Source organism: Vibrio sp. Of14-4, assembly GCF_022347625.1.
Taxonomy (GTDB): domain Bacteria; phylum Pseudomonadota; class Gammaproteobacteria; order Enterobacterales; family Vibrionaceae; genus Vibrio; species Vibrio pristinus.
This window is the reverse complement of sequence record NZ_JAKRGI010000001.1, coordinates 335223-358337: the sequence shown is the minus strand read 5'-3', so window position 1 is coordinate 358337 and position 23115 is coordinate 335223. Positions and strand designations below refer to the sequence as shown.

Genomic DNA, 23115 nt, shown 5'->3' with positions numbered 1-23115 from the left:
GTGGGAAAAATTTAAGGCAGCCTAATCTGTGGCTGCCTTAGTGCTGCTATTGGTTGCTTTGAGTCACATAAGCGTTTCGTACCCATTCCTCTGTAGACTCTTTAATTTCTCCCCAGCGGGTCTCCAAATCTTCAAGCTCTGAAGCGGTTAGCGCTAGAGCAGTCAATAAATCAGGGTTATTGATAACATCTTCGCTATTTGCTGATTGTATTCCTTCAAGTGCCGCTTGAAGCTGAGCAACAACGAGTACCCAAGCACCTTTTAGTTTCTCAAGTGCATTAAGTGCTTCTGATAGTTGGTCTCGCGTGTTAGTAATACTGCTATTGGCAAGCTGCCATGATGCGTAAGTCAGCTCCTCTGTCCTGAGGCGCTTAGACAGGCTTTCAATGTCTTCTTTGATAAATCCGATTTCATTCTTTAACGCAATAGCTTGCGCTGTCCCGCCAGAGGCAGCGCCTATCGATGCAATTAAACCAAAAGGAAAAGCAACCGTAGAATAGACAGGAGACGTTGCTGCTACTTTTACCCACTTACTGTATTCCCTATTAACTTCTTCAATTCTATCTTGTAGGGCGTCAATCTCATCTTTTGTCGCTGAGCCGTCATTTTCAAGAATATCTGCATTTGCCGACTGAACTTCTTGTAGCTCATGATCTTCAGCATCTAACGTATTCACAAACTCTGTAAGTTTTGTACCGAGATCATCAGCCTTATCATAATACTCTTGAGTATCCGTTAGCATTTTCTCTAGCAGTGTTCGAGTAACGGTTAAATACCTGTCACCAGCAGCAAGATCATCTTCCAAGATGGCTGACCATATTCTGTCAACAAAGAGTGAAATACGCTCACTCCCAGTTAAAACATCATCTGAGTAAATAACAATATCTGTGGCTAAGCCGACCATTTGATCTCTATAACCACCCGCATTTAGCCACTGCCCAGAAATATCATGCACGCTCTGATAACTTCTCAAAAGTTCTTGATAGTTACTGCCAAAGTCCAGTGAACCTAATAAAAATTCGTTGCGCATGTCATCTTCAGTAATAGGGAGTGCCCTAGCTGTCGCAGCAAAAATTTGAATGGCAGCCCATTCATCTGTACTTAAAACAAACCTTTCTTCGTTGGCTTCTTCACTTGTGTAGGTAAAATCTTCTGGAGCATCACCAATTTTTTCTGCCAGAACATTTGCAGCAAAACCACAGGCCAATAATGTAGCGAGAGCAGTTCTTTTAAATTTCATATTTATACCTCATCAGATCGTTTTCTTATTGAATAGATTGGATTATTTAACAAACGATTATGTGTTCAAATATCATTCAAAATACTGCTTCATCGATTTAACAAAATAAATAACAATAATATCACTATGGGATATTGGTTTAATAATTGTTCATAAAAAGTAAAATTTATGTGTTTTTGATCGTAAATTAATCTTATTTACAATATTGGCATTATGAATATTTAGTTTTAACTTATTATTAAAATTTAACTTTATATTTTATAAAATATAAATTAACAATTGCAATGAGAAGAATTATTGACGTATATAATGATTTTCGGGGGGATAGTGATACTATAATTATTAGAACCTAATCTAGCTCCTAGAGCCAGATTAGACTATTTTTAAGTGGGATAATGTGGAGGTAATTACTGAGGGCTTAAAAAAAGCTGGACACTAGAAATATCCACCCATTGTTCTGTTCCAGTATAGTCGTCGAGGTTATCATCGATTTTCCCATCGAATTGCTGACTGAACCCTCCATCTGGAGCAATATCCCCACTCGTACCATCGACTACTGAGACTTTAATTGGCGTTGATAAATCAATTGAATTGATAACCTCCATCATATAATTGTGAATTTCATAATATTCTGGGTAATTTTCAGGCCCTGTAAACTCTCTATTGATGCGTAAATTCAAAGATTTTTCGGTAGTACTGTTTCCGATTGAGAGAGAGTAAGTCCAAACCCCTCCAAGATTAGCTGATATTAATTTATTCGATGTCCTATTTAATCCAAGTTCTAACTGGTTATACCTATATGTATGGCTTGTCCCATCTTTCTTTTTAAGAGACATTGATAAGTCAGCTCCATTAACCCAACTATCATCATCTCTATCGCCATAAATATTTCCGGCAACGATTTTGAATTCTTTCACGTCTGTAAACTGGGCTGAAACATCAAAAGTTAGTGTGATTCTCGAATTTCCCATCGTCTCTTTCCAGCCGTTTTTCAAGCCTATACGTACATCAAGATAATTCGACAAATCTTTTACGTACCCGTAGTTTTCTATTTCAGACTCATAACTTTGGCTACTGGTTGAACCACCTGAACCACCGCACCCAAATAACATTAAAGAGGCTATTGCAAGAGCCACGCTTGTTTTTTTATACATATTAAGTTTTTCTATTATTTTAAAGTTAGAGATAGATATATGATACAAAATTGTATCAAGGTCGTTTTAATATGCGCTCCGTTTAAAATCAATAAGTTTCTTAATTATTGTCTATAAACTCAAATATAAGACAAAGACTGTAATTGCCTACAAAAAAACCTGCCTTGTGGCAGGTTTTTTTATTATGGGTATTAAGTCTGGTTAATCTCTAAGAGAAGCACCAAATTTTTCAGAAACATGAGCAACAATTGCATCAACTGCGCCTGCAATATCCGAGTCTTCCAATGTACGCTCTATTGATTGTAGACTTAGAGCAATGGCAAGGCTCTTCTTGCCTTCCTCTACCCCTTTACCAAGGTAAACATCAAACAAGCGAGCATCTGTGAGGAATTCTCCTCCTTTTTCGAGACACGCTGCAACGATATCGCCAGATGCAATTTCCTCTTCAACAACCAATGCAATATCACGACGGTTTGAAGGAAACTTAGAAAGTTGTACCGCTTCTGGGATCACCTTAGTGTTGATGGCAGACCACTCGATTTCAAACACAATAGTGCGACCGTTGAGGCCAAACTTACGCTCAAGCTCTGGATGAACAGTACCAATTACGCCGACTTCTTTTCCACCAACCATGATTGCCGCCGATTGGCCTGGGTGCAATGCAGGGTGCTTTGCCGCAGCAAAAGAGTAGGCTTTTTCGTTCGCAGACAGTTCAAGAATGGCTTCAAGATCGCCTTTCAAATCGAAGAAATCAACCGTGTTGGTTTCTATATCCCAATGCTCTTCACTGCGAGCACCTGCTATAACACCAGCGAGCATTGGCTCTTGGCGCATGCCGTTTTCTGCTGATTCACATGGGATGAAACGCAAACCGTACTCGAATAAACGAACACGCGGCTGCTGACGCTTTTGATTGTGAACCACAGTGTTGAGAAGACCTTGAATCAAACCCAAACGCATCGCTGACATATCCGCAGAAATTGGGAAAGGTAAGATTAAAGGCTCAACATCTGGAACAATGAGTTTTTGCTGCTCTGGCTCAACAAAGCTATAGGTGATAGCTTCTTGGAAACCACGGTCTACAAGCAAGTTGCGAACGCGTTTAAGTGGAATATTCGCTTCTACATGATCGTGCATTTTGAGATCAGCGGCTGGGCTCTGATTTGGAATATTATCATACCCATAAATACGACCCACTTCTTCGATCAAGTCTTGCTCAATGGCAATATCAAAGCGCCACGTTGGTGCAGTTGCTGTCCAGCCTGTTTCGGTTGTTGCTACCTGCAGACCCAAACGCTCCAAAATCTCAACCACATCTGCATCAGCAATATGATGACCCAAAAGGCTATCAAGTTTAGTACGGCGCAATGCAACGGTATTCGGAGTAGGCAAGTCACTGGCTGATTCAACAGCAACAACAGGAGCTACTTCACCGCCACAGATTTCAACCAGCAACTCGGTTGCTCGCTCCATCGCACTTGCTTGCAATGCGTAATCGACACCACGCTCAAAGCGCATTGATGAGTCTGTGTGTAAACCGTAACTGCGAGCGCGACCACGGATATGATCAGGCGCGAAGAAGGCACACTCTAGTAACACATCTTGGGTTTCAGACGTTACACCAGAGTCCTGACCACCAAAAATTCCGGCAATGCCCAGTGCTTTATTGCGATCCGCGATAACCAGTGTATCAGCATTCAGTTCCGCTTCACTGCCATCGAGAAGCGTGAGCTTTTCACCCTGCTCTGCCATACGAACCACGATACCACCGTCGATTTTGTTCAGATCGAAAGCATGCATTGGTTGGCCTTGCTCTAGCAAGATGTAGTTCGTAATATCAACCACTGGATCGATAGAACGAATACCACAGCGACGCAGTTTCTCTTGCATCCAAAGCGGCGTTTGGGCTTTGACGTTGACATTTTTAACCACGCGGCCTAGGTAACGAGGACATGCTGCTGGCGCTTTAACCTCAATAGAAACCGTATCGTCAATAGCAGGAGCCACTGGGTTTATTGCTGGCTCAGTGACGTCTGCGCGGTTAAGTACACCGACCTCACGAGCAAGCCCACGAATGCTAAAACAATCAGCACGGTTTGCCGTCAAGTCAACATCAACTGTTACATCATCTAGACCCAAGAATTGACGAAAGTCTGTACCGACAACGGCGTCTTCCGCAAGCTCCATGATGCCATCTGATTCAACATCAATACCAAGTTCTGTAAATGAACAAAGCATGCCATGAGAAGGCTGACCACGTAGTTTAGCTTTCTTAATTTTAAAATCGCCCGGTAGCACTGCACCGACAGTTGCAACAGCAACTTTTAGGCCCTCACGACAGTTTGGTGCGCCGCAGACAATATCAAGTAAGTCAGCTTCGCCAACATCCACTTTAGTCACTCGTAGTTTGTCTGCATCAGGGTGCTGACCACATTCAACAACATGACCAACTTTAACGCCAGTAAAAGAGCCAGCGACAGGCAGAACATCATCAACTTCAAGGCCTGCCATAGTAATTTGGTGAGTCAACTCATGTGTTGAAACCGAAGGGTTTACCCACTCACGAAGCCAAGTTTCGCTAAATTTCATAGTGATGGTTCCCCTAGATTACTTGAACTGTTTTAAGAAACGTAGATCGTTCTCGAAGAACGCTCTTAAATCGTTTACGCCATAGCGAAGCATAGTTAAACGCTCTACGCCCATACCAAATGCAAAGCCAGAGTATTTTTCAGCATCAATGCCTACACTGCGAAGAACATTTGGGTGGACCATGCCACAACCTAATACTTCTAACCATTTGCCATTCTTCCCTTTCACATCGACTTCTGCTGAAGGCTCTGTGAATGGGAAGTATGAAGGGCGAAAACGGACTTCAACTTCTTCTTCAAAGAAGTTACACAGGAAGTCATGGAGAATCCCTTTAAGCTGGGCAAAGTTAACGTTTTCATCAACCAGCATACCTTCCACTTGGTGGAACATGGGTGTGTGTGTTTGGTCGTAGTCGTTACGATATACGCGCCCAGGAGCAATAAAGCGAAACGGTGGTTGTCCATTTTCCATTGTGCGGATCTGAACACCTGAAGTGTGCGTGCGCAGCATAAGATCTGGATTAAAGAAGAAAGTATCATGGTCTGTGCGCGCAGGGTGATCCTCTGCAATATTCAGCGCATCAAAGTTATGAAATGCGTCTTCAATCTCAGGGCCTGATTCAGTATTAAAACCGAGTTCACCAAAAAACTGTTCAATACGCTCAACAGTACGAGTCACTGGATGCAGACCGCCATTTTCTATGCGGCGACCAGGTAGAGTCACGTCAATTGTCTCTGCTGCCAATTTGGCTTCAAGCTCTGCACGCTGCAATGCGTCTTTACGAGCAGCGATCGCTTGCTGGACAACACCTTTCGCTTTGTTGATCTCTTGACCTGCACTACGGCGCTCTTCTGGTGGCAATTTACCTAGGCTTTGAAGCTGAGCTGTTAGCTCACCTTTTTTACCCAAATACTGTACACGCACTTCGTCGAGTGCGACTAATGAATCTGCTGCGTCAATAGCAGCGTTCGCATTAGCAATAATCTCTTCTAGATGTTGCATCGTTTCCTCATCTACCTATTGGTAGTTTCCATAAGGTTTCCCGATAGGGATTTCAGGCTTCGTAAATAGCCCTACATAGTAACGAAACCGCTGTATAAAGCCAATCTGAAAAACGCGCTGAGCGGTAATTTAGTCCAAGTTTTTGCCTTATGGACCACGCTGTGGCACTACGACATACGCTAGCAGCAAAAAAACAGGTTGCTGGGAGCAATATTTCATCCCTCACAAGAGCAACAAGTTGTATAAAATAAAAAGCTGTCTAGAGTTGGGTTAGAGGTTCATACTCAGAGTCAATAGGGAGGAGTTGCCAGTGATAAGAACAGCATTATGCTTGGTGTTAACCGCATCGATAAGCTTTGCGCATAGCCAAGGTTACCAAACTCAGAAAATTGCATCAGGCCTTAAAGTACCTTGGGGCATGGCATTTTTTGATGCTAATACATTGCTTGTCACTGAAAGAAATGGCCATATACTTGCTCTTAATACCATAAACGGAGAGACATCTAAACTGATGGAAAACCCATCTGACCTGTATTCAGTAGGCCAAGGTGGCTGGCTGGACATTACGTCATCTCCATTTGAAAAAAATAAGTTCTATGTCACGTATAGCCAGAAAACTCAAACCGGATCAGACACAGCATTAGCAAGTTTTCTCTATCAATCTGGAAAACTTTCTCAGTTCGAAACCATTTTTACCTCAACCTCTAATTCCGACACAAGCCGACATTACGGAAGTCGCTTAGCTTTTGATAAAGATCATGTGTTTATGAGTATTGGTGACAGAGGAGAAAGGCCAAACGGACAAGATTTTAGCACCCATGCTGGTTCTATCTTACGGCTGAATCCAGATGGCAGCTCAGCTAAGAACAATCCTTTTATCTCAATTCCCAATGCGCAAAAAGCACTGTGGAGCATTGGCCACAGAAACCCTCAAGGTTTGTATTTTGATGGTGAGTCACAAACCCTTTGGTCAATTGAACATGGGCCAAGAGGTGGTGATGAGCTCAATCTTATTAAGAGAGGTGCTAACTATGGCTGGCCAATAACCTCACACGGTAAGGAATATTGGGGGCCGATTAATGTTGCTGATGCTACAGAAAAAGAAGGGATTGAGTCACCAATTAAGGTTTACATTCCATCAATTGCACCTGCAAGCCTGCTACTTTATAGAGGTAACCACTACCCTGAGTTGAATGGAAAACTTCTCGCCCCAGCCCTAAAGCTCACACATATCAATGTTATCACTCTCGATAATACTCAATCTGCGATTGAAGAAACTCGCATTCTTGAGCATCTCAATGAGCGGATCAGACACGTTATCGTGAGCCCAAAAGATGAGATTATTTTTAGTACCGATCAAGGCAATATATATCGCCTTATAAAAGGCAACTAACTGGTAAGATAATGAATCAATTCTTGCTTTAACTCTTTCAACACACCCGGTTTAGGTTGGGTATGTGAAAAGGTGCGCATCCCGTAAATACCCATAACAACAAACTGGGTCAGTTGTCCGGCAGATTTATGCTTATTTACGTATCCCGCATCTTGAGCCTGAGAAATTTTTTTCTCAATCGAGCGATGCCAGTCTTGCAGCATAGAGCTAATGAGCTGCTCGACTTCCGCATCTTGCTGCGCCAATTCACTCAAGGACTTTTGCAATAAACAATCTTTGATTGCCTCTTTCTCACACTCTTCAACCACAGAATCTAGGTAACGATTTAAACCATAGAACACGTTTTCTTGCTCTTTGAACAAGGTTTCAAATTCACGAGACTTGTCATCACGATACTGGCCAAGCGCAGCAATCAAGAGCCCACGCTTGTTTTCAAACGCGCAATAAATTGAGCCAGGATGTAGTCCTGTTGCGGCTTTTAAGTCCTGCATGCTGGTTTTTGAATACCCTTTACTTACAAAGGCTTCCATTGCAGAACGTAGCACTGTTTCACGATCAAATTCTGCGCTGCGCATCATCACTCACATTTAAATTATCAACAACACCCTACTTTAACGGATTTTGAACAGACATTCAAAAAACATGTTGAATGTTCATTCAAATTAGACTAACTTGAATGAACATTCAAGAAATCATCAAGGAAAAATCATGCAACATTTATTCGAACCAATAACACTTAATGACGCTATTACCCTAAATAATCGCATTATTATGGCACCCTTGACCCGCTGCATGGCTGATGCCAATCTTGTCCCCACTGATGACATGGTGAAGTATTATGCACGCCGCGCTGATACAGGGCTTATCATCAGTGAAGCAACCATCATACGACCTGATGCGCAAGGCTATCCCAATACTCCTGGCATCTACACTCAAGAACAGATATTAGGATGGCGTAAAGTGACTGATGCCGTTCACCAAAATGGAGGCAAGATTTTCCTTCAGTTATGGCACACAGGTCGAGTCGCACACCCGCACTTCTATGGCGGTGATTATGTACTTGCTCCTTCAGCAATCGGTGTTGATGGCACGGTTCCACGCATGCGAGAACTTGAATACATCACACCAAAGCCTGCAAGCCGAGAAGAGATCCTAGAGCTGGTTGAAGATTATCGTCAGGCAGCAATTAATGCGCTTGAAGCTGGGTTTGATGGCGTAGAAATCCATGGAGCCAATGGCTATTTAATTGATCAATTCTTACACTTTGCCAGCAATCAGCGCGAGGATGAATTTGGTGGAAATGCAGAAAATATGACTCGATTTGCCTTACAAGTGGTTGACTCAGTATCCGAAGCGATTGGCTCAGAAAGGACCGCGCTTCGTCTCTCACCTGGAGCGTATTTCAATATGGAATCTGACCCAAGGGACAAACAGGTTTTTGACTACTTACTGCAAACTTTAGAAAGCAAAGAATTATGCTATCTGCATGTCGGTATATTCGACGATAATATGACTTTTGATTACTTAGGTGGCAAGGTGTCTGACTATATGCGTGCTAACTACAGCAATACCTTAATGGGGGTTGGCGGCTTTACCCCAGAATCGGGCAATGCCGCTTTAGCCGCTGGAAAATTTGATCTATTAGCTATAGGGCGCCCACTAATTGCTAACCCCGACTATGTTGCTAAAGTCAAAGCCGGCGAAGCACTTACCGACTACTCGGATGATATGCTCGCACAGCTTGTGTAACTAGGTACTAAAGCCCCCCAAGATACTTTGGGGGGAAGTATCAAAAAATGGACTACGCTACATGCTTAGTATAAAAATAAAGGGAACTAATTTCCCTCTATTTCTCTTATTAAGCTCTCAGCCTCGCTTATGATTTCTTCTATGCTTTGCAAGTTTCCTTCTAATTCTCCTAATTCTTCTGCCAACCTTTCTTTGTCCAAAGATTGTACTTTCCGACGTATAATCTCCGTACCTAATATGTCATGCTGCTTAAATAGTTTAACAGTCATATCCATTTCTCTTTCATTAAGTACATTGGTGTTTATATCATTTAAAAGTCCACTATTCTCAATAGATTCAGAAATTGCTGAAAATTCACTAGATAGCTCTTTATCTGAAAGTAATCTTGCTTGTTTGGGATCAACATAAGAGCTTTGTAGCTGATTAATTAGTCGGTTAGAGTTCTCTGTTTGAGGTTGATTTAGAGAAGTTGCAGAAGAATAAACCGAGGTTTTATCGAACTGAGAATCGATAGTACTTCTTTTCATACCACCAACCAACAATTGTTCTTGCTGCTTAACATCAATAAATAGCCACTGATAGCCCCAGCCTGCTATGCATAAAAAAATAATAATCAGGGCGATACCTAGAGCTCTAATCACTGTGCAATCTCAAATGAAATCAGTTTACTTTGAGGAAGCATATATGAGCTCGCTATACTTTCTGAGTAAGTAGCCTCAGTATTATCCCAAAAATAACGATCTCTAGCTGAAATAGTGTCTTCTTCTTGTTGACTAAATTTACTCCATATGAAATAAACGCTTCGATAAGCTGATACTGTTTCATAACCTCTGTCAATTGAGGGTAATTCAGCACCACTAGCAATTCCTACAGTTGAATACGGTGGAATTGGTACTCTCTTACCTAAATTATCCATGTAACTAAGAGCAGTGCGTTCAAGAACAGATCGTGCAACTTTAAACTGAATATCTTCAGGCACAGCGCTATCAAAATTAATGTTAATAAGGCTATTTAAATCACTAGTAGTGTTCGCTTTTGCCCAAGGCTTTAACCAAACACTATAGTCACTTGATTGTCTAATTTCAGTAGCGTCAATTAAGGCTTTTGTATTTACGTGAGCGGTATAACCTGAAGAAACATCAACCCCATATTGAAAGTATAAGGACGGCTTAATGACTTTAACCATTTGATTCAGACTAGAATCATTGTCCAAGTTACAGGCACTAATTGCATTCACCTTAAAACCCGCCTTAACAATATCATTGGAGGGGGCTGATGACTGCATATCAGCAGCTGACCTCGGGCCCTCTGGAGATATCTGCTGCTTGCCTATCGTATTAAATCCAGGACTCGGCCGACCTTGGCCCACTATGTATGTCTCTACTACAGGAAGCAGGTTCTGCGCATCAATGCTCAACACCGAGGAGTTAAATAAAGATAGCGTTGAAGCATCTACTTTTGTTGCAGGCATTTTTTCCCAATTCAACCCTAAATGTGAATATTTCTCGGCTAACTCTTCGACTAGTGCTTGATGCTCCAAGTCAAAAGTAAACAATGCATCACCCGCCTCAGTATAAGAATATTTAGTAAGCATTTGCATCAAATTATCTTTGACGGATTTCATGGTTTCCAAGTGTGTCTTCTCATGGTATTCAAGTAACGCCAATTGCTCTTCTGCACTCAAAATTGCCTTTTCCGCGCTTTTGATAATCGCTTTGGGTATCTCATATCCTTTGTTAGCTTCACTTACTTCTTGTGCTGCGACAATGAGATCAGCTCTGACTCTATCAACCTCTTCCTGTTCAAAGCTACATTCATTGGATATATTCTTGCAGCTGGAAAGTTCTCGGCTAAGCTCTATATATTCATCCCGTAAAAAATCCATATCAGCTTGTGCTCGTTCATATTTGCTTATTTCATCTTCATACTGCTCTTTTACTGAGATTATTTTTATATTTAATTCATAAACTCTGTTAATTAGCTCTATTTTTTTCTCTACGTTTTCTGCAAATTTTTTATAAAAGTCCAACAATTCATTATCGACACGTTCAATCGCATCCGCAGTTGAGCGATAGTGACTACAAATATTCCTACCATAGCTGTTGGGAGTAAAAGAGCCTTCTTTTATAGTTCCATTACCTTTGGGGACAACATATGCAGTTGAACAACTTTGATCAAAATATAATTGATTATTTTCAAATGGAATATTTATATTTTCACATCGATTTATATTGGGAGTAGATAAAGCAGACCAGCTTGGAAAAATTAAACCTGCCATAATAAAATATCTATATTTCATTTATTGTCCTATTTTTGTTGAAAAGTATTGAGAAAATTTCTCATCAGTGAGAAATCATACTAATAACGAACATTAGCTTATATACTCCCCTCTAGTAAAAAGAGTGGAACCATATAAAACAATTCATCATAACTACTTTAGGAAAAGTTTATATTTACATCAATTATAATTTTTATTTAAAAATCACACATATAGATATAAATGATGACAATAAGGACAGTAATAAGAATATGAGATTATTTAGTTTTCTTTAAACCAAAGAAAAATTTAGTTGTAATATCATTTATTAAAATTCTATAGAGGAAATGGTATAAGGAGAGCACGAGCAATAAGAATTATCATTATTCACTTAATCGCTAAGATAGAGCAATACAGGTACCACCACCCTCCAAAGTCATTATTCGAAGAAAGATAGGCTACAAACAAAGACTAATAGACATAAAAAAACCGCCTATTAGACGGTTTAATTTTGGAGCGACACACGAGGTTCGAACTCGTGACCTCAACCTTGGCAAGGTTGCGCTCTACCAACTGAGCTAGTGTCGCGTAATAGGTTAGATGGTGCCCCGGGCCGGACTTGAACCGGCACAGCGCGAACGCCGAGGGATTTTAAATCCCTTGTGTCTACCAATTCCACCACCAGGGCACGCAAATCTAAAACTTGCGATGGAGACACCATCATTGATAATGATTGTTGGTCATCACTATCTTAAAATTTGGAGCGACACACGAGGTTCGAACTCGTGACCTCAACCTTGGCAAGGTTGCGCTCTACCAACTGAGCTAGTGTCGCAAATGGAGGCGCGTCCCGGAGTCGAACCGAGGTCCACGGATTTGCAATCCGCTGCATAGCCACTCTGCCAACGCGCCGCCGTAACTCCAATCGTTTCGCTTTTTGTTGCGTTCCTCTTGGGTACGGGATGCATTCTACGGATTCGAACTAATGAGTCAACACTATTTTTTATTTTTTGAATCGTTTGTCTAATTAAGCGTCAAAAAGCGTTAATTTGATTAATTTAGTCGCACAAATTCGTTGAATTTAACTAAGTTAGCTGTCGTAAAGTCTATACGATAACAAAAAAACGGGCCTAAGCCCGTTTTTCAATGGTGTTCCTCATTGAGAAGGTCATCTTTAGCAGCAATCAGATATTGAGCCATTGACCAGTAGGTCAGCACAGTAGCCACATATAGGCTAATATAGCCCAGCCATACCATCCAATCATCGTATCGCCAAATAAGTACCCACAGAGCAAACATCTGGCTGAGCGTTTTTACTTTGCCCACCCAAGAGACAGCGACGCTGGCTCGTTTGCCTATCTCAGCCATCCACTCTCGAAGCGCTGAGATAATGATCTCACGAGCAATCATAGTCACCGCAGGAATCGTCACCCAAATACTATGATAATGCTCGGTAATTAAAATCAGTGCACTCGCGACAAGCACTTTATCGGCTACGGGATCGATAAAAGCGCCAAAACGAGACATTTGTCCAAGCTTGCGTGCGAGCATTCCATCAAGCCAATCGGTGAAACCCGCGACCCAAAACACCATGGCAGCGGCAAGAGGTGCCCAACTGTAGGGAAGATAAAAAACAACGACAAACACCGGAATAAGAAGAAGTCGTAATAAAGATAAAATGTTTGGGATCGTTAAACGCATATTTATTGAGGCTCTTATCGTTTGCGTATCGTTATTGTTCTGTTCACTGCTTCACAACAGGACTCTATGGTGCGTGATTTTTTCTATTGTTTCAATGCTTGATAAATGTTTTCTGCTAAAGAGATACTAATCCCCGGAACTTTGGCGATTTCTTCCACGCTTGCGCGGCGAAGCTCTTGCAGCCCGCCCATAAACTTAAGCAAAGACTGACGACGTTTGGGCCCGACGCCTTCTATACCCTCCAACACACTGGTTTTTCTGGTTTTACCACGTTTTGCTCTGTGACCTGCTATGGCATGATTGTGGCTTTCATCTCGAATGTGCTGCATTAAATGCAGTGCAGGCGCGTCGCTTGGCAAGTGAAACTCTTCTCCTTGCGGTGTAATTAACGTCTCTAGACCGGGTTTTCGAGTCACACCTTTAGCAATGCCTATCAATCGAGGACGTTTTGGCCAGTCATACCAATAGTTGGAAATAATATCGACGGCACGATTAAGCTGCCCTTTTCCACCGTCAATAAATACAATATCTGGGATTCTTTCCACATCGATTTGTTTTGAGTAACGGCGTTCAAGCACTTGGCCCATGGCGGCATAATCATCGCCACCCGTAATTCCAGTGATATTATAGCGCCGGTATTCCTGTCTTAGCGGCCCTTCTTGGTTGAACACCACACAAGAAGCAATGGTACTTTCACCTTGAGTATGAGAAATATCAAAACATTCCATACGTAAGATACTATCCATATTGAGCAGTTCTCGAAGCGCCTTGAAGCGCTGCGAAATGGTCATTTTATGATTGATTTTGCTGGTCACCGCCGTCAAGGCATTGGTATTAGCCAGTTTAAGATATCGCGCCCTTGGGCCTGTTGGATTCATATGAAAATGAATCTTACGCCCTGCAATATCACACAAGGCTTGTTGCAATGGTTTCGCATCATCTATCAAATCAGCATTAGCAATAATTCTTGCAGGGATAGTACGTGCTTCGTTATGACTCAAGTAGTACTGACTAAGAAAGCTGTAGAAGACTTCTTGCTGGCTTGTATTACTGGGGATTTTGGGAAAATGGCTGCGACTGCCAAGTACTTTCCCTTGGCGAATCATTAAAATATGAATGCACGCGACACCATTTTCTTGAGCAAAGCCGAGCACATCCATATCTTCCTGAGAATCATGAGACACAAACTGCTGCTCTTGGACACGGCGTATCGCCTGTATTTGGTCGCGCAGCTTTGCGGCATCTTCAAATCTAAGTTGTTGGCTCGCTAGCTCCATCTTTTCAACAAGTGTAGATAAGACTTGCTGATCTTTGCCTTGCAGAAATAATCTAACCAAATTGACTAACTCTGCATAGTCTTGATCTGAGATGATGTCACTAACACAAGGTCCTGCGCAGCGACCGATTTGGTACATCAAACAAGGCCGAGTACGATTACTATACACAGTATCTTCACACTGTCTCATAGGAAGAATTTTTTGGATCAAATGCAGTGTTTCACGTACCGCTCCTGAATCTGGATAAGGCCCGAAGTATTCTCCCTTGCGTTTCTTTGCCCCGCGATGCATCGAAAGTCGAGGGTGTTTGTGCCCACTGATAAATATGTACGGGTAGGACTTATCATCTCTTAGCAACACATTGTATTTGGGCAGGTATTGCTTAATGTAATTGTGCTCTAATATCAGAGCTTCAGTTTCTGTATGAGTGACAGTGACATCAATTTGAGCAATATTACTCACTAGCGCGCGAGTTTTTTCACTATCAACTTTGGTACGGAAGTAACTAGAAAGGCGTTTTTTGAGGTCTTTGGCTTTTCCTACATAGATCACAACAGCCTCAGCGTTATACATTCTGTACACGCCGGGCTGATGGGTGACCGTCTTTAAAAAAGAAGCCGAGTCAAAAGGGTCGGTCACTACAAAGTCTCAGTATCTAACATTCCATGGCGAATGGCTAAATGGGTCAGCTCAACATCACCATTAATACCAAGCTTGTTAAATAACCGGTATCGGTAACTGTTCACTGTTTTAGGGCTTAAATTAAGTTGCTCGGATATATCGGTAACTTTTTGTCCTTTGGTGATCATCATCATTATTTGCAACTCACGCTCAGAAAGCTCTGCAAACGGATTCTCTGACGCAGAAGAAAATTGGCTCAATGCCATCTGCTGCGCGATATCGGGAGAGATATAACGCTGACCACTATTTACAATACGTATTGCGTTGACCATTTCATCTGGCCCCGCCCCTTTTGTCAGGTACCCTGCCGCACCTGCTTGCATCACTTTGGTTGGAAACGGATTCTCCGTATGAACAGTTAAAACGATGATCTTCACATCAGGATTAAAACGCAAGATTTTCTTGGTTGACTCTAAGCCCCCAATACCCGGCATGTTCATATCCATTAAAATGACATCAGTATGATTTGCCCGACACCACTTTACTGCGTCTTCACCGCTTTCAGCTTCCCCTGCTACGTTCATTCCACGGACGTCTTCAATAATACGTCGTATCCCTGTGCGAACCAGCTCGTGATCATCTACAAGGAAAACATTTATCAAACTTGTATCTCCACACTTTTTAATTCGCTCTGCAGCCACTAATAAAAGTGGATAACAGCATAGCTGCTTATTCTAACCTAATTATGGTTTGTTACTTAATCTGAATATGTGCCCAAACGCAAACTTTAGCAAGTACTTATTTTCATAACTGCAGCTTAACGCCCTAATAACACAATTATTGATAATTCTAGCCGTATATTACTGTAATAGCTACAAATTCAGCTTATAAACACATTCTCTTATCAGCGCCTTTGCAAGGAGCCAAAATCTAAACTATGACTAGAGGGTGCATTGTTCAGCAGCACATTTTATACGGAATTATCAAGACATTATTTTCTAAGGATATGTTATGAAAAAGCTTCTAGCAGCGACAGTTTTGGCCACTACATTACCTTTGTCTGGTTTGGCATTGGCAGACTCAGATGTGGGCTGTGGTTTCGGTACCATGGTATTTGATGGTAGTGAAGGAAAAGTGCCCAAAATTCTTGCAGCAACTACAAACGGCCTATTGGGCAACCAAACTTTTGGTATTACGTTTGGTACTCTAGGTTGTGATGGTACGGGTAAAGTCACCTCTTCAGAAAAACTCGCTATGTTTATCGATGGAAATATAGATAATCTCGCTCGTGATATGGCAAAGGGTCAAGGCGAAACCTTAGCGACACTCTCCGAAGTATGGGGAGTTGACGATGCTGACAAAGCAAAATTTAACTCTTTAGTACAAGACAACTTCTCTGATGTCTTTGTTTCAGAGAATGTTACCTCTCAAGAAGTTTTCGCTAATCTCAATAATGTAGTTGCAAGCGATAGCGAGCTTGCTCACTACGCTATCTAAGCTCGGTTACATCTTAATGCCACTTAGTCGAGTGGCATTTTCTCTCTATCAGCCATCAGGATAGGTCAAATTCCATCGCCATCAACAAAATATAAGAAGCTTTCCTTTATGAAGTCGTACCTTATCAAAAGTGCCTCACTGCTTAGCTTATATCTGTTTGTTCCAAACGCCTTTTCTGCCAACAAACTTGAGGTCAAGATGCTGGCTCAAGATCCCTATTGGCTCAAACTAGGCCATTACCTACCCAGTTTCTTATCCGGCTACCAAAGTACCATAGATAATGAACCATTCTTTATTTCGCCAAATGGCAAGCACTCACCAGAGCAAGAATTACAAGCAACCATAACCAAACTTTACTCAGAGGATCAAGAAATTGCCAAAGAGATGCAATGCCGTTTCCCAGCAAGATACTCTTGGCTAGAAAGCCTGCAAGGTAGACAAGCCACACTCTCATGCCCTGAATTAACCACGTGGAGAGAAATCATTGATCCAGAAGGCCTGACACTCGTATTCCCGACAGCATTTATGAATAACCCCTCTTCCATGTTCGGTCATACTCTGCTCCGTATCGATGCCAAGGATCAGACTCGACATAAAGAATTAGTCGCCTTTGCTGTCAACTTTGCCGCAGAGCCTGACAGTCAAGACAACTCTGCAGCATTTGCTATCAAGGGCTTAATTGGCCAGTACCCTGGTCGATTTGCCGTTATGCCCTACTATAAGAAAGTTCGCGAATATAACGACATTGAGTCAAGAGATATTTGGGAGTACAAGCTAAAACTTACCCCAAAAGAAGTAGAAAAAATATTACTCCATTTGTGGGAGATGCAAAACGCTGAGTTTGACTACTACTTTCTTGATGAAAACTGCTCTTATCAATTGCTGTCTTTGCTGGAAATTGCCCGAGAAGACTTGGCTCTAACAACAGAGTTTTCGGTGCAAGCAATTCCTTCAGACACAGTTCGCGTTCTCGCTGAAAACGATTTACTGGAGGCCCCCTATTATAGAGCCGCTTTCGGAACTCGACTTTTACATCAAGCCAATGAAGTCGATACGCGCCTGTTTGAAGCAGCTAAAAAGGCGACCCAAGGTAATTACCCAGATAAGTCTGAATTCTCAGATACAGAAAGAGCAGCAATACTAGAGCTTGCCTATGAATGGCTGAATTTCCAGCTTTATGATCAGGGTTTAGAGCGAGACCCAACCGCAAAAAGGCTAACTAAGCTCCTTTATCTAAGAAGCAAAATAAAAGTCCCTTCCCCATTTTCACCTGTTGAACAGCCGCTCGTCTCACCAGAGCAAGGTCATGCTTCTGCTCGATTTGGTTTGGGTTATCAATATTGGGACGACAAAAGCAATCAAACTACTCTGGAATGGCGAGCCGCGTATCATGACCTATTTGACTCTCAAGATGGCTTTATCGCGGGTGCGCAAATTAATTTTCTCGATACACAACTGACGCTCAGCCAAGAGGGCACAACTAGGCTGGATAGGTTTTACCTCTTCGATGCCATGGCGCTCGCCCCCAGCAACAGAGTTTTTAACAGCTGGTCTTGGAACATACGTACTGGGATGGATCGCCAACCAAAATCGGACGCCATGGACGAACGCTGGTTTGCCCAAGGCGGCTATGGTAAATCGTGGGGAGATTCAGATAAAACACATGTTTATACGCTATTATCCGGTGAGTTAAACGGTGGAAAACTCACTGACTATGACCTCGTTTCGGGAGTAGGTATTGAAGCTGGTGCTTTATTCCAGATAGCCACAGAGCATAGGCTTGGTTTACAAGCGCAATATCTTGCACTCATACATTCTGATCAAGATTCCCATTCAAACCTAAATATCAGTTGGAATTGGTCACTCACCTCCAATTTTGCGCTCAGAACTCAGATTGGTTATAAGCAATGGTATTCGGAAGATATTGGCATTAAGGTGAGTGGATTAATTTACTATTAGACTATTAGAGGCATGTGCTAAGCTAGCGGCGAATTACTATAAGAGCATTCCAAATGTCAATACAACATGGATTTTTGTTGACTCGCCAAGCCAGAGACATCTCAGGTCAAACCCAGATAGAGCTCTGGCTAAAAACAGAGAACGGCCCCGTTCAGCTCATTATCAACGGGGAAAAGTCTGTATTTTTTATTCCTCAAGAAGAGATGTTGCCATGCCAAACCTTGGTACGCTCTTTACACATTAACGCTGAAATCAAGGCCGTACCGCTTACCAGCTTTGATGGTATAAAACTCGCCGCTTGCTATTGCCAAACCATCAAGCAAGCACAACTACTCAGCCAAGAGCTCAAACAAAAGGACATACTGGTTCTTGAAGATGATATTCGTCTTGCAGATCGTTATTTAATGGAGCGCTTTATTCAAGGCGGCCTTGAATTTTCTGGAATACCAGAGCAAAAGCGAGGCTACACAAAGTTTCATCACACTCAATGCCGAAAATACGATTATACACCACAGTTAAAAGTGGTTTCCTTAGATATTGAGTGCTCAGAAAAAGGCATACTGTATTCGGTTGGGCTCGATAGCTCGATGGACAGTCGAGTCATCATGATAGGTCCCTATCAGGAATCGGAGACTCAGATCGAGTGGGTCGAAAACGAGCGCCAACTCTTAATTGCCATGATACGCTGGTTTGAACAATTTGACCCTGACGTCATTATTGGCTGGAATGTGATTGATTTTGATTTTCGAGTTCTGCACAAGCGCGCTCAGTGGCATAAGCTCAAATTGAACATAGGCCGAGCTAAACAGAATTGCTTCTTTCGAACCTCCTCAAATACCCAACAAGCTTTTGTGTCTATTCCGGGTAGAGTCGTGATGGACGGCATTGACACACTTAAAACGGCGACCTTTCACTTTCGCAGTTGGTCACTTGAATCTGTCTCTCAAGAGTTATTAGGCGAAGGGAAAAAAATCCATAATGTCCACGATAGAATGGATGAAATAAACCAGATGTTTCTTAAAGATAAGCCTTCTTTGGCAAAATATAACCTTCAAGACTGTGTCCTGGTAAATAAAATATTCTCTCAAACTCATTTACTTGAGTTTGCTATTGAGCGCTCGAAACTAACAGGCGTAGAGCTGGACCGTGTCGGAGGCTCAGTGGCAGCATTCACTAATTTATATCTGCCTCAACTTCACCGAGCAGGCTATGCCGCTCCCAATTTACACTCTGAGAACTGGTTCGCAAGCCCTGGTGGTTATGTCATGGATTCAATACCAAATCTTTATGATTCTGTTTTGGTACTTGATTTTAAGAGCCTTTATCCATCAATAATTCGATCGTTTCTGATTGACCCTATGGGCTTAATCGAAGGACTAAAATTAGAAGTTGGCAAGGGCGAACATCAAGCGGTAGAAGGTTTTCGAGGAGCACAGTTCCATCGCAGTAAACATTTTCTTCCGGCTATGATTGAAGATCTTTGGGCAGCTCGAGACCAAGCTAAAAGCAATAGCGAAGACGTATTTTCACAGGCCATTAAGATTATCATGAATTCATTTTACGGTGTGCTTGGGTCTTCTGGCTGCCGTTTCTTTGATACTCGCTTAGCATCAAGTATCACAATGCGTGGGCATGAAATCATGAAACAAACTAAGCAGTTAATTGAGCAACAAGGTTATCAAGTGATCTATGGTGATACCGATTCAACCTTTGTTGCCTTAAACGGTCAGTTCTCACAAGTGCAAGCTGATAAGATAGGGCTAAAGCTCGTAGACTGCATTAACGATTGGTGGACAAAGCACCTCAAAGAAAAATATAACCTGACCTCAATTCTTGAGATCGAGTATGAAACGCATTACAAAAAGTTTCTTATGCCCACGATTCGAGGCCAAGAAACAGGATCAAAAAAACGTTATGCCGGACTCATTGGCGACGGCGAGTCAGAAAAAATTGTATTCAAAGGTCTAGAAAGCGCTCGTACTGATTGGACTCCTCTATCCCAACATTTTCAGCGCCAGCTCTATTCGATGATCTTCCATGAACAAGATCCCTCAGACTTTGTTCGAGAGTTTGTCGAGCAGACATTAGCTGGAGAGTTCGATTCAGAAATGGTGTATCAGAAGCGCCTTCGGCGCAGACTCCATGAATATCAAAAAAATATTCCTCCACAAGTAAAGGCCGCTCGCTTAGCCGATGAAATAAACTCACAATTGGGAAGGCCTCTTCAATACCAAAATAAAGGCAGAATTGAGTATGTGATTACTATTAACGGGCCAGAGCCGCTGGAATACTTAAAAAGCCCTATCGATTATCAGCACTACATCGATAAGCAACTTAAGCCTGTCGCAGAAGCCATTCTGCCATTTGTGGGAATCAATTTTACTAGCCTATACGAGCCTCAGCTTGGTTTGTTCTAACAGAGATTGCTAGCCAATACGAAACTCTGTTTTTTGATACTGCTTGACCAGCCACTCTCCAAAGCCATCGAGGATACCTATAACAGAACGCTTGGCAATAAAACGACCTGACAGCAAAATCCCCAAGCGTTCTATCTCTACTTGCTTTTCTGGATAATAACGCAAAAAATTATTCCCGCACTCAATGGGATCATCAAACCAATTTTTGTCTTTATACATCACAAGAGAATAGCTGGCTCGAAGTAGCTTTTTCGCAATGATCACTTGGGCCTTGATTTGGTCTTCTGGTGTCGCTGAGCGCGCTATTCGATTACGATACACAGCAACCCAATTTTCGACATCCATGTTCCAGTGCTTGGCAACCTCCCAACTCGGTTCATAATCCCCAAAGCATTCTGCTAGGTTTTCACCGTAAACACAAACTGAACAATGGCGCAGCTGAAAGCCCAAAGAGAATATACTGTCAAGACTAGCGACTTCTTGAGCTAAAGCATTTGTTAGGGAAATCCCGTTGATAAATGGGTAAGCTTTTTGAAAACGAAACTTTATCGAATTAAACAAGGTTGTTCTTGTATCACTAAAGCTCTCATTTGACACTACTAGAGCATCAAGATTAGACAGGTTGGGTTCAGCTCGCTTTCGAGCAACACTCCCATAAATGTATACACTATGGAGATTCTCTCCCAGCCCACTCTTTAGAAAAGTCACAAGCTCATCCACCGCTGGCTGATACATTTCCTGAAGTGGCTGGTTAGGGTCGATAACTGAAAGATGCATATAATTGACTACATTAATTTTTAGACTCTGGTTCTTCTAATGTTCGCCCACACATTGGAACGAATCAAGATATTCCTTCGTTTAAACTCTGTGTATATAATACGACAATTCCATTCCATGCTAAGGATATATATTCATGCCAAGGGCAAGCGAGCTTAAAAAAGGTTTTGCTATCGAATCAAACAGCAAAACACTGCTAATCAAAGATATTGAAGTCACCACTCCTGGAGGTCGAGGAGGAGCAAAAATATATAAATTGCGCTGTTTGGATTTGTCTAGTGGTGGACGCGTCGATGAAAGGTTCAAGTCTGATGATGTGGTCGATACTGTCGACATGTTCAAACGAGCGGTTGCATTCTCATATATAGATGGTGATGAATACATATTCATGGACAATGAAGACTATACCCAGTTCACATTTAAGAAGTCTGATATTGAAGATGAGTTGCTATTTGTTACCGAGGAGATTCAAGGTCTTCACGTCATTGTTGTCGACAACAATGCCGTTGGTCTTGAGCTTCCCGCTTCCGTTGAGCTTGTGATTGAAGAAACGGATCCATCTATTAAAGGTGCTTCTGCTTCTGCAAGAACAAAACCCGCTCGCTTTGCGACTGGTTTGACAGTACAAGTTCCCGAATACATTGCAACAGGTGATCGTATTGTGATCAATACGGCTGAACGCAAATATATGAGCCGAGCGTAATTATGTCCACACTGATGTCCTATGACGACGCCATAGAAACAGCTTATGATATATTTCTCGAGATGGCACCAGACAATCTCGAACCTGCCGATGTCATCATTTTTACTGCGCAGTTCGATGACAGAGGAGCAGCAGAATTGGTTGAAACTGGCGATGACTGGTCACACCATGTCGGGTTCGATGTTGATAAAAGTCTGTACGCTGAAGTGAGAATAGGCTTAGTCAATGAGGAAGACGATACTCTTGATGACGTGTTTGCCCGTCTGCTAATCAGCAGAGATCCGGAACATAAGTTTTGCCACGCTCTGTGGAAACGTGACTAAACTAAAATACCACATATAACTAGAAGACGGGTCTAGTATCACTCCGTCTTCTAGAATATTAGTGTCCCAACTGAATAAGCAGTCAGCTTAAAAACTTCAGCCTTTCACCTTTGCATTTTCAACGCGAGCCTTCAATTTTTGCCCAGGGCGGAAGGTAACAACGCGGCGAGCACTAATTGGAATGTCTTCACCTGTCTTTGGGTTTCGACCCGGTCGTTCATTTTTTTCGCGTAGATCGAAATTTCCAAATCCAGACAGTTTTACCTGTTCGCCACTTTCCAGTGCCTTACGAATCTCTTCGAAAAACGCCTCAACCGTTTCCTTGGCATCCCGTTTACTGTATCCGAGCTTTTCAAACAGGTTCTCAGCCAAATCGGCCTTTGTGAGCGCCATAAAACTTTCCTCAAAGCTGTGTTTAACATTGCTGCCGTTTTCGGCAGCGCCAAAGCATTTTGC

General features: G+C 42.2%; 19 protein-coding genes and 4 tRNA genes. 7 read left to right on the top strand and 16 right to left on the bottom strand.

All coding sequences use genetic code 11. The annotated features are described in order from the left end of the window. Window positions 1-46: 46 nt before the first annotated feature. The 4 genes from MHN79_RS01585 to pheS all read right to left on the bottom strand — a co-directional run bounded on the left by MHN79_RS01585 (window position 47) and on the right by pheS (window position 5985). On the bottom strand, window positions 47-1240 hold the full coding sequence (locus MHN79_RS01585) for an alpha-xenorhabdolysin family binary toxin subunit A (protein WP_239171395.1): 1194 nt from the start codon (window positions 1238-1240) through the stop codon (window positions 47-49). Between the two features lie 407 nt (window positions 1241-1647). Next, window positions 1648-2394 (bottom strand): hypothetical protein, encoded by a 747-nt coding sequence (locus MHN79_RS01580; protein WP_239171394.1) that lies wholly within the window; start codon window positions 2392-2394, stop codon window positions 1648-1650. A 201-nt stretch (window positions 2395-2595) separates the two neighbouring features. Next, complete coding sequence (gene pheT, locus MHN79_RS01575) at window positions 2596-4983, bottom strand: phenylalanine--tRNA ligase subunit beta (protein WP_239171393.1); 2388 nt, start codon at window positions 4981-4983, stop codon at window positions 2596-2598. Window positions 4984-5001: 18 nt separating this feature from the next. Next, on the bottom strand, window positions 5002-5985 hold the full coding sequence (pheS, locus tag MHN79_RS01570) for a phenylalanine--tRNA ligase subunit alpha (RefSeq protein ID WP_114785531.1): 984 nt from the start codon (window positions 5983-5985) through the stop codon (window positions 5002-5004). 313 nt (window positions 5986-6298) lie between these two features. On the opposite strand from pheS, the gene MHN79_RS01565 reads away from it, so the two are divergent. Next, entirely contained in the window at window positions 6299-7378 is a 1080-nt protein-coding gene (locus MHN79_RS01565; protein WP_239171514.1) for a PQQ-dependent sugar dehydrogenase, read from the top strand. Here MHN79_RS01565 and MHN79_RS01560 read toward each other — a convergent pair. Continuing rightward, on the bottom strand, window positions 7375-7953 hold the full coding sequence (locus MHN79_RS01560) for a TetR/AcrR family transcriptional regulator (RefSeq protein ID WP_239171513.1): 579 nt from the start codon (window positions 7951-7953) through the stop codon (window positions 7375-7377). The genes MHN79_RS01565 and MHN79_RS01560 overlap by 4 nt on opposite strands. Window positions 7954-8083: 130 nt before the next feature. Here MHN79_RS01560 and MHN79_RS01555 point away from each other — a divergent pair, with 130 nt between their 5' ends. Further along, window positions 8084-9127, top strand: coding sequence for an alkene reductase (locus MHN79_RS01555; protein ID WP_239171512.1), 1044 nt, complete (start codon window positions 8084-8086; stop codon window positions 9125-9127). A gap of 86 nt (window positions 9128-9213) precedes the next feature. Here MHN79_RS01555 and MHN79_RS01550 read toward each other — a convergent pair whose 3' ends face one another. From MHN79_RS01550 to uvrY, 9 genes are all read right to left on the bottom strand, one after another. Next, window positions 9214-9768 (bottom strand): hypothetical protein, encoded by a 555-nt coding sequence (locus MHN79_RS01550; RefSeq protein ID WP_239171392.1) that lies wholly within the window; start codon window positions 9766-9768, stop codon window positions 9214-9216. Further along, window positions 9765-11426 (bottom strand): hypothetical protein, encoded by a 1662-nt coding sequence (locus tag MHN79_RS01545; protein ID WP_239171391.1) that lies wholly within the window; start codon window positions 11424-11426, stop codon window positions 9765-9767. Before MHN79_RS01545 ends, MHN79_RS01550 begins: the two co-directional genes overlap by 4 nt. 470 nt (window positions 11427-11896) lie before the next feature. After that, window positions 11897-11972: transfer RNA gene (locus tag MHN79_RS01540), tRNA-Gly, on the bottom strand. Window positions 11973-11985: 13 nt separating this feature from the next. Continuing rightward, window positions 11986-12072 (bottom strand) — tRNA-Leu (locus MHN79_RS01535). 71 nt (window positions 12073-12143) lie between these two features. Further along, window positions 12144-12219: transfer RNA gene (locus tag MHN79_RS01530), tRNA-Gly, on the bottom strand. A gap of 3 nt (window positions 12220-12222) precedes the next feature. Further along, window positions 12223-12296, bottom strand: a tRNA-Cys gene (locus tag MHN79_RS01525). A 231-nt stretch (window positions 12297-12527) separates the two neighbouring features. After that, a complete protein-coding gene (gene pgsA / locus MHN79_RS01520; protein ID WP_239171390.1) occupies window positions 12528-13085 on the bottom strand; it encodes a CDP-diacylglycerol--glycerol-3-phosphate 3-phosphatidyltransferase in 558 nt (185 codons plus the stop codon). An 83-nt stretch (window positions 13086-13168) separates the two neighbouring features. Further along, window positions 13169-15001, bottom strand: coding sequence for an excinuclease ABC subunit UvrC (gene uvrC / locus MHN79_RS01515; protein WP_239171389.1), 1833 nt, complete (start codon window positions 14999-15001; stop codon window positions 13169-13171). Beyond that, entirely contained in the window at window positions 15001-15645 is a 645-nt protein-coding gene (gene uvrY / locus MHN79_RS01510) for a UvrY/SirA/GacA family response regulator transcription factor (RefSeq protein WP_114785643.1), read from the bottom strand. The genes uvrC and uvrY overlap by 1 nt, the downstream gene beginning before the upstream one ends. Window positions 15646-15994: 349 nt before the next feature. Between uvrY and MHN79_RS01505 the strand changes: the two genes are divergently transcribed. The 3 genes from MHN79_RS01505 to MHN79_RS01495 all read left to right on the top strand — a co-directional run bounded on the left by MHN79_RS01505 (window position 15995) and on the right by MHN79_RS01495 (window position 20856). Next, a complete protein-coding gene (locus MHN79_RS01505) occupies window positions 15995-16480 on the top strand; it encodes a DUF3015 domain-containing protein (protein ID WP_239171388.1) in 486 nt (161 codons plus the stop codon). Window positions 16481-16588: 108 nt separating this feature from the next. After that, a complete protein-coding gene (locus MHN79_RS01500) occupies window positions 16589-18439 on the top strand; it encodes a DUF4105 domain-containing protein (protein ID WP_239171387.1) in 1851 nt (616 codons plus the stop codon). A 53-nt stretch (window positions 18440-18492) separates the two neighbouring features. After that, window positions 18493-20856: a DNA polymerase II gene (locus tag MHN79_RS01495; RefSeq protein ID WP_239171386.1), complete on the top strand. Its 2364-nt coding sequence runs from the start codon at window positions 18493-18495 to the stop codon at window positions 20854-20856. A gap of 9 nt (window positions 20857-20865) precedes the next feature. Here the strand turns inward: MHN79_RS01495 and MHN79_RS01490 are convergent, their stop codons facing one another. Beyond that, window positions 20866-21633 (bottom strand): nucleotidyltransferase domain-containing protein, encoded by a 768-nt coding sequence (locus MHN79_RS01490; protein ID WP_152430238.1) that lies wholly within the window; start codon window positions 21631-21633, stop codon window positions 20866-20868. 136 nt (window positions 21634-21769) lie between these two features. Between MHN79_RS01490 and yeiP the strand changes: the two genes are divergently transcribed. Both yeiP and MHN79_RS01480 read left to right on the top strand, forming a co-directional pair. Further along, complete coding sequence (yeiP, locus tag MHN79_RS01485) at window positions 21770-22336, top strand: elongation factor P-like protein YeiP (RefSeq protein ID WP_239171385.1); 567 nt, start codon at window positions 21770-21772, stop codon at window positions 22334-22336. Window positions 22337-22338: 2 nt separating this feature from the next. After that, window positions 22339-22659 carry an HI1450 family dsDNA-mimic protein gene (locus MHN79_RS01480; RefSeq protein ID WP_239171384.1) on the top strand — a complete coding sequence of 107 codons (321 nt, stop codon included), beginning with the start codon at window positions 22339-22341 and terminating at the stop codon, window positions 22657-22659. A 96-nt stretch (window positions 22660-22755) separates the two neighbouring features. On the opposite strand, the gene ihfA is transcribed toward MHN79_RS01480, so the two are convergent. Continuing rightward, complete coding sequence (gene ihfA / locus MHN79_RS01475; protein WP_114785549.1) at window positions 22756-23052, bottom strand: integration host factor subunit alpha; 297 nt, start codon at window positions 23050-23052, stop codon at window positions 22756-22758. Between the last annotated feature and the right edge of the window lie 63 nt (window positions 23053-23115).

Excerpts from the sequence above, each read along its gene's own strand:
- MHN79_RS01490 (WP_152430238.1), bottom strand. The coding sequence starts at position 21,633 with ATGCATCTTTCAGTTATCGACCCTAACCAGCCACTTCAGGAAATGTAT.
- MHN79_RS01495 (WP_239171386.1), top strand. The coding sequence starts at position 18,493 with ATGTCAATACAACATGGATTTTTGTTGACTCGCCAAGCCAGAGACATC.
- ihfA (WP_114785549.1), bottom strand. The coding sequence starts at position 23,052 with ATGGCGCTCACAAAGGCCGATTTGGCTGAGAACCTGTTTGAAAAGCTC.
- MHN79_RS01545 (WP_239171391.1), bottom strand. The coding sequence starts at position 11,426 with ATGAAATATAGATATTTTATTATGGCAGGTTTAATTTTTCCAAGCTGG.
- MHN79_RS01480 (WP_239171384.1), top strand. The coding sequence starts at position 22,339 with ATGTCCACACTGATGTCCTATGACGACGCCATAGAAACAGCTTATGAT.
- MHN79_RS01500 (WP_239171387.1), top strand. The coding sequence starts at position 16,589 with ATGAAGTCGTACCTTATCAAAAGTGCCTCACTGCTTAGCTTATATCTG.
- pheT (WP_239171393.1), bottom strand. The coding sequence starts at position 4,983 with ATGAAATTTAGCGAAACTTGGCTTCGTGAGTGGGTAAACCCTTCGGTT.
- pgsA (WP_239171390.1), bottom strand. The coding sequence starts at position 13,085 with ATGCGTTTAACGATCCCAAACATTTTATCTTTATTACGACTTCTTCTT.
- MHN79_RS01580 (WP_239171394.1), bottom strand. The coding sequence starts at position 2,394 with ATGTATAAAAAAACAAGCGTGGCTCTTGCAATAGCCTCTTTAATGTTA.
- MHN79_RS01560 (WP_239171513.1), bottom strand. The coding sequence starts at position 7,953 with ATGCGCAGCGCAGAATTTGATCGTGAAACAGTGCTACGTTCTGCAATG.
- MHN79_RS01585 (WP_239171395.1), bottom strand. The coding sequence starts at position 1,240 with ATGAAATTTAAAAGAACTGCTCTCGCTACATTATTGGCCTGTGGTTTT.
- yeiP (WP_239171385.1), top strand. The coding sequence starts at position 21,770 with ATGCCAAGGGCAAGCGAGCTTAAAAAAGGTTTTGCTATCGAATCAAAC.
- pheS (WP_114785531.1), bottom strand. The coding sequence starts at position 5,985 with ATGCAACATCTAGAAGAGATTATTGCTAATGCGAACGCTGCTATTGAC.
- MHN79_RS01505 (WP_239171388.1), top strand. The coding sequence starts at position 15,995 with ATGAAAAAGCTTCTAGCAGCGACAGTTTTGGCCACTACATTACCTTTG.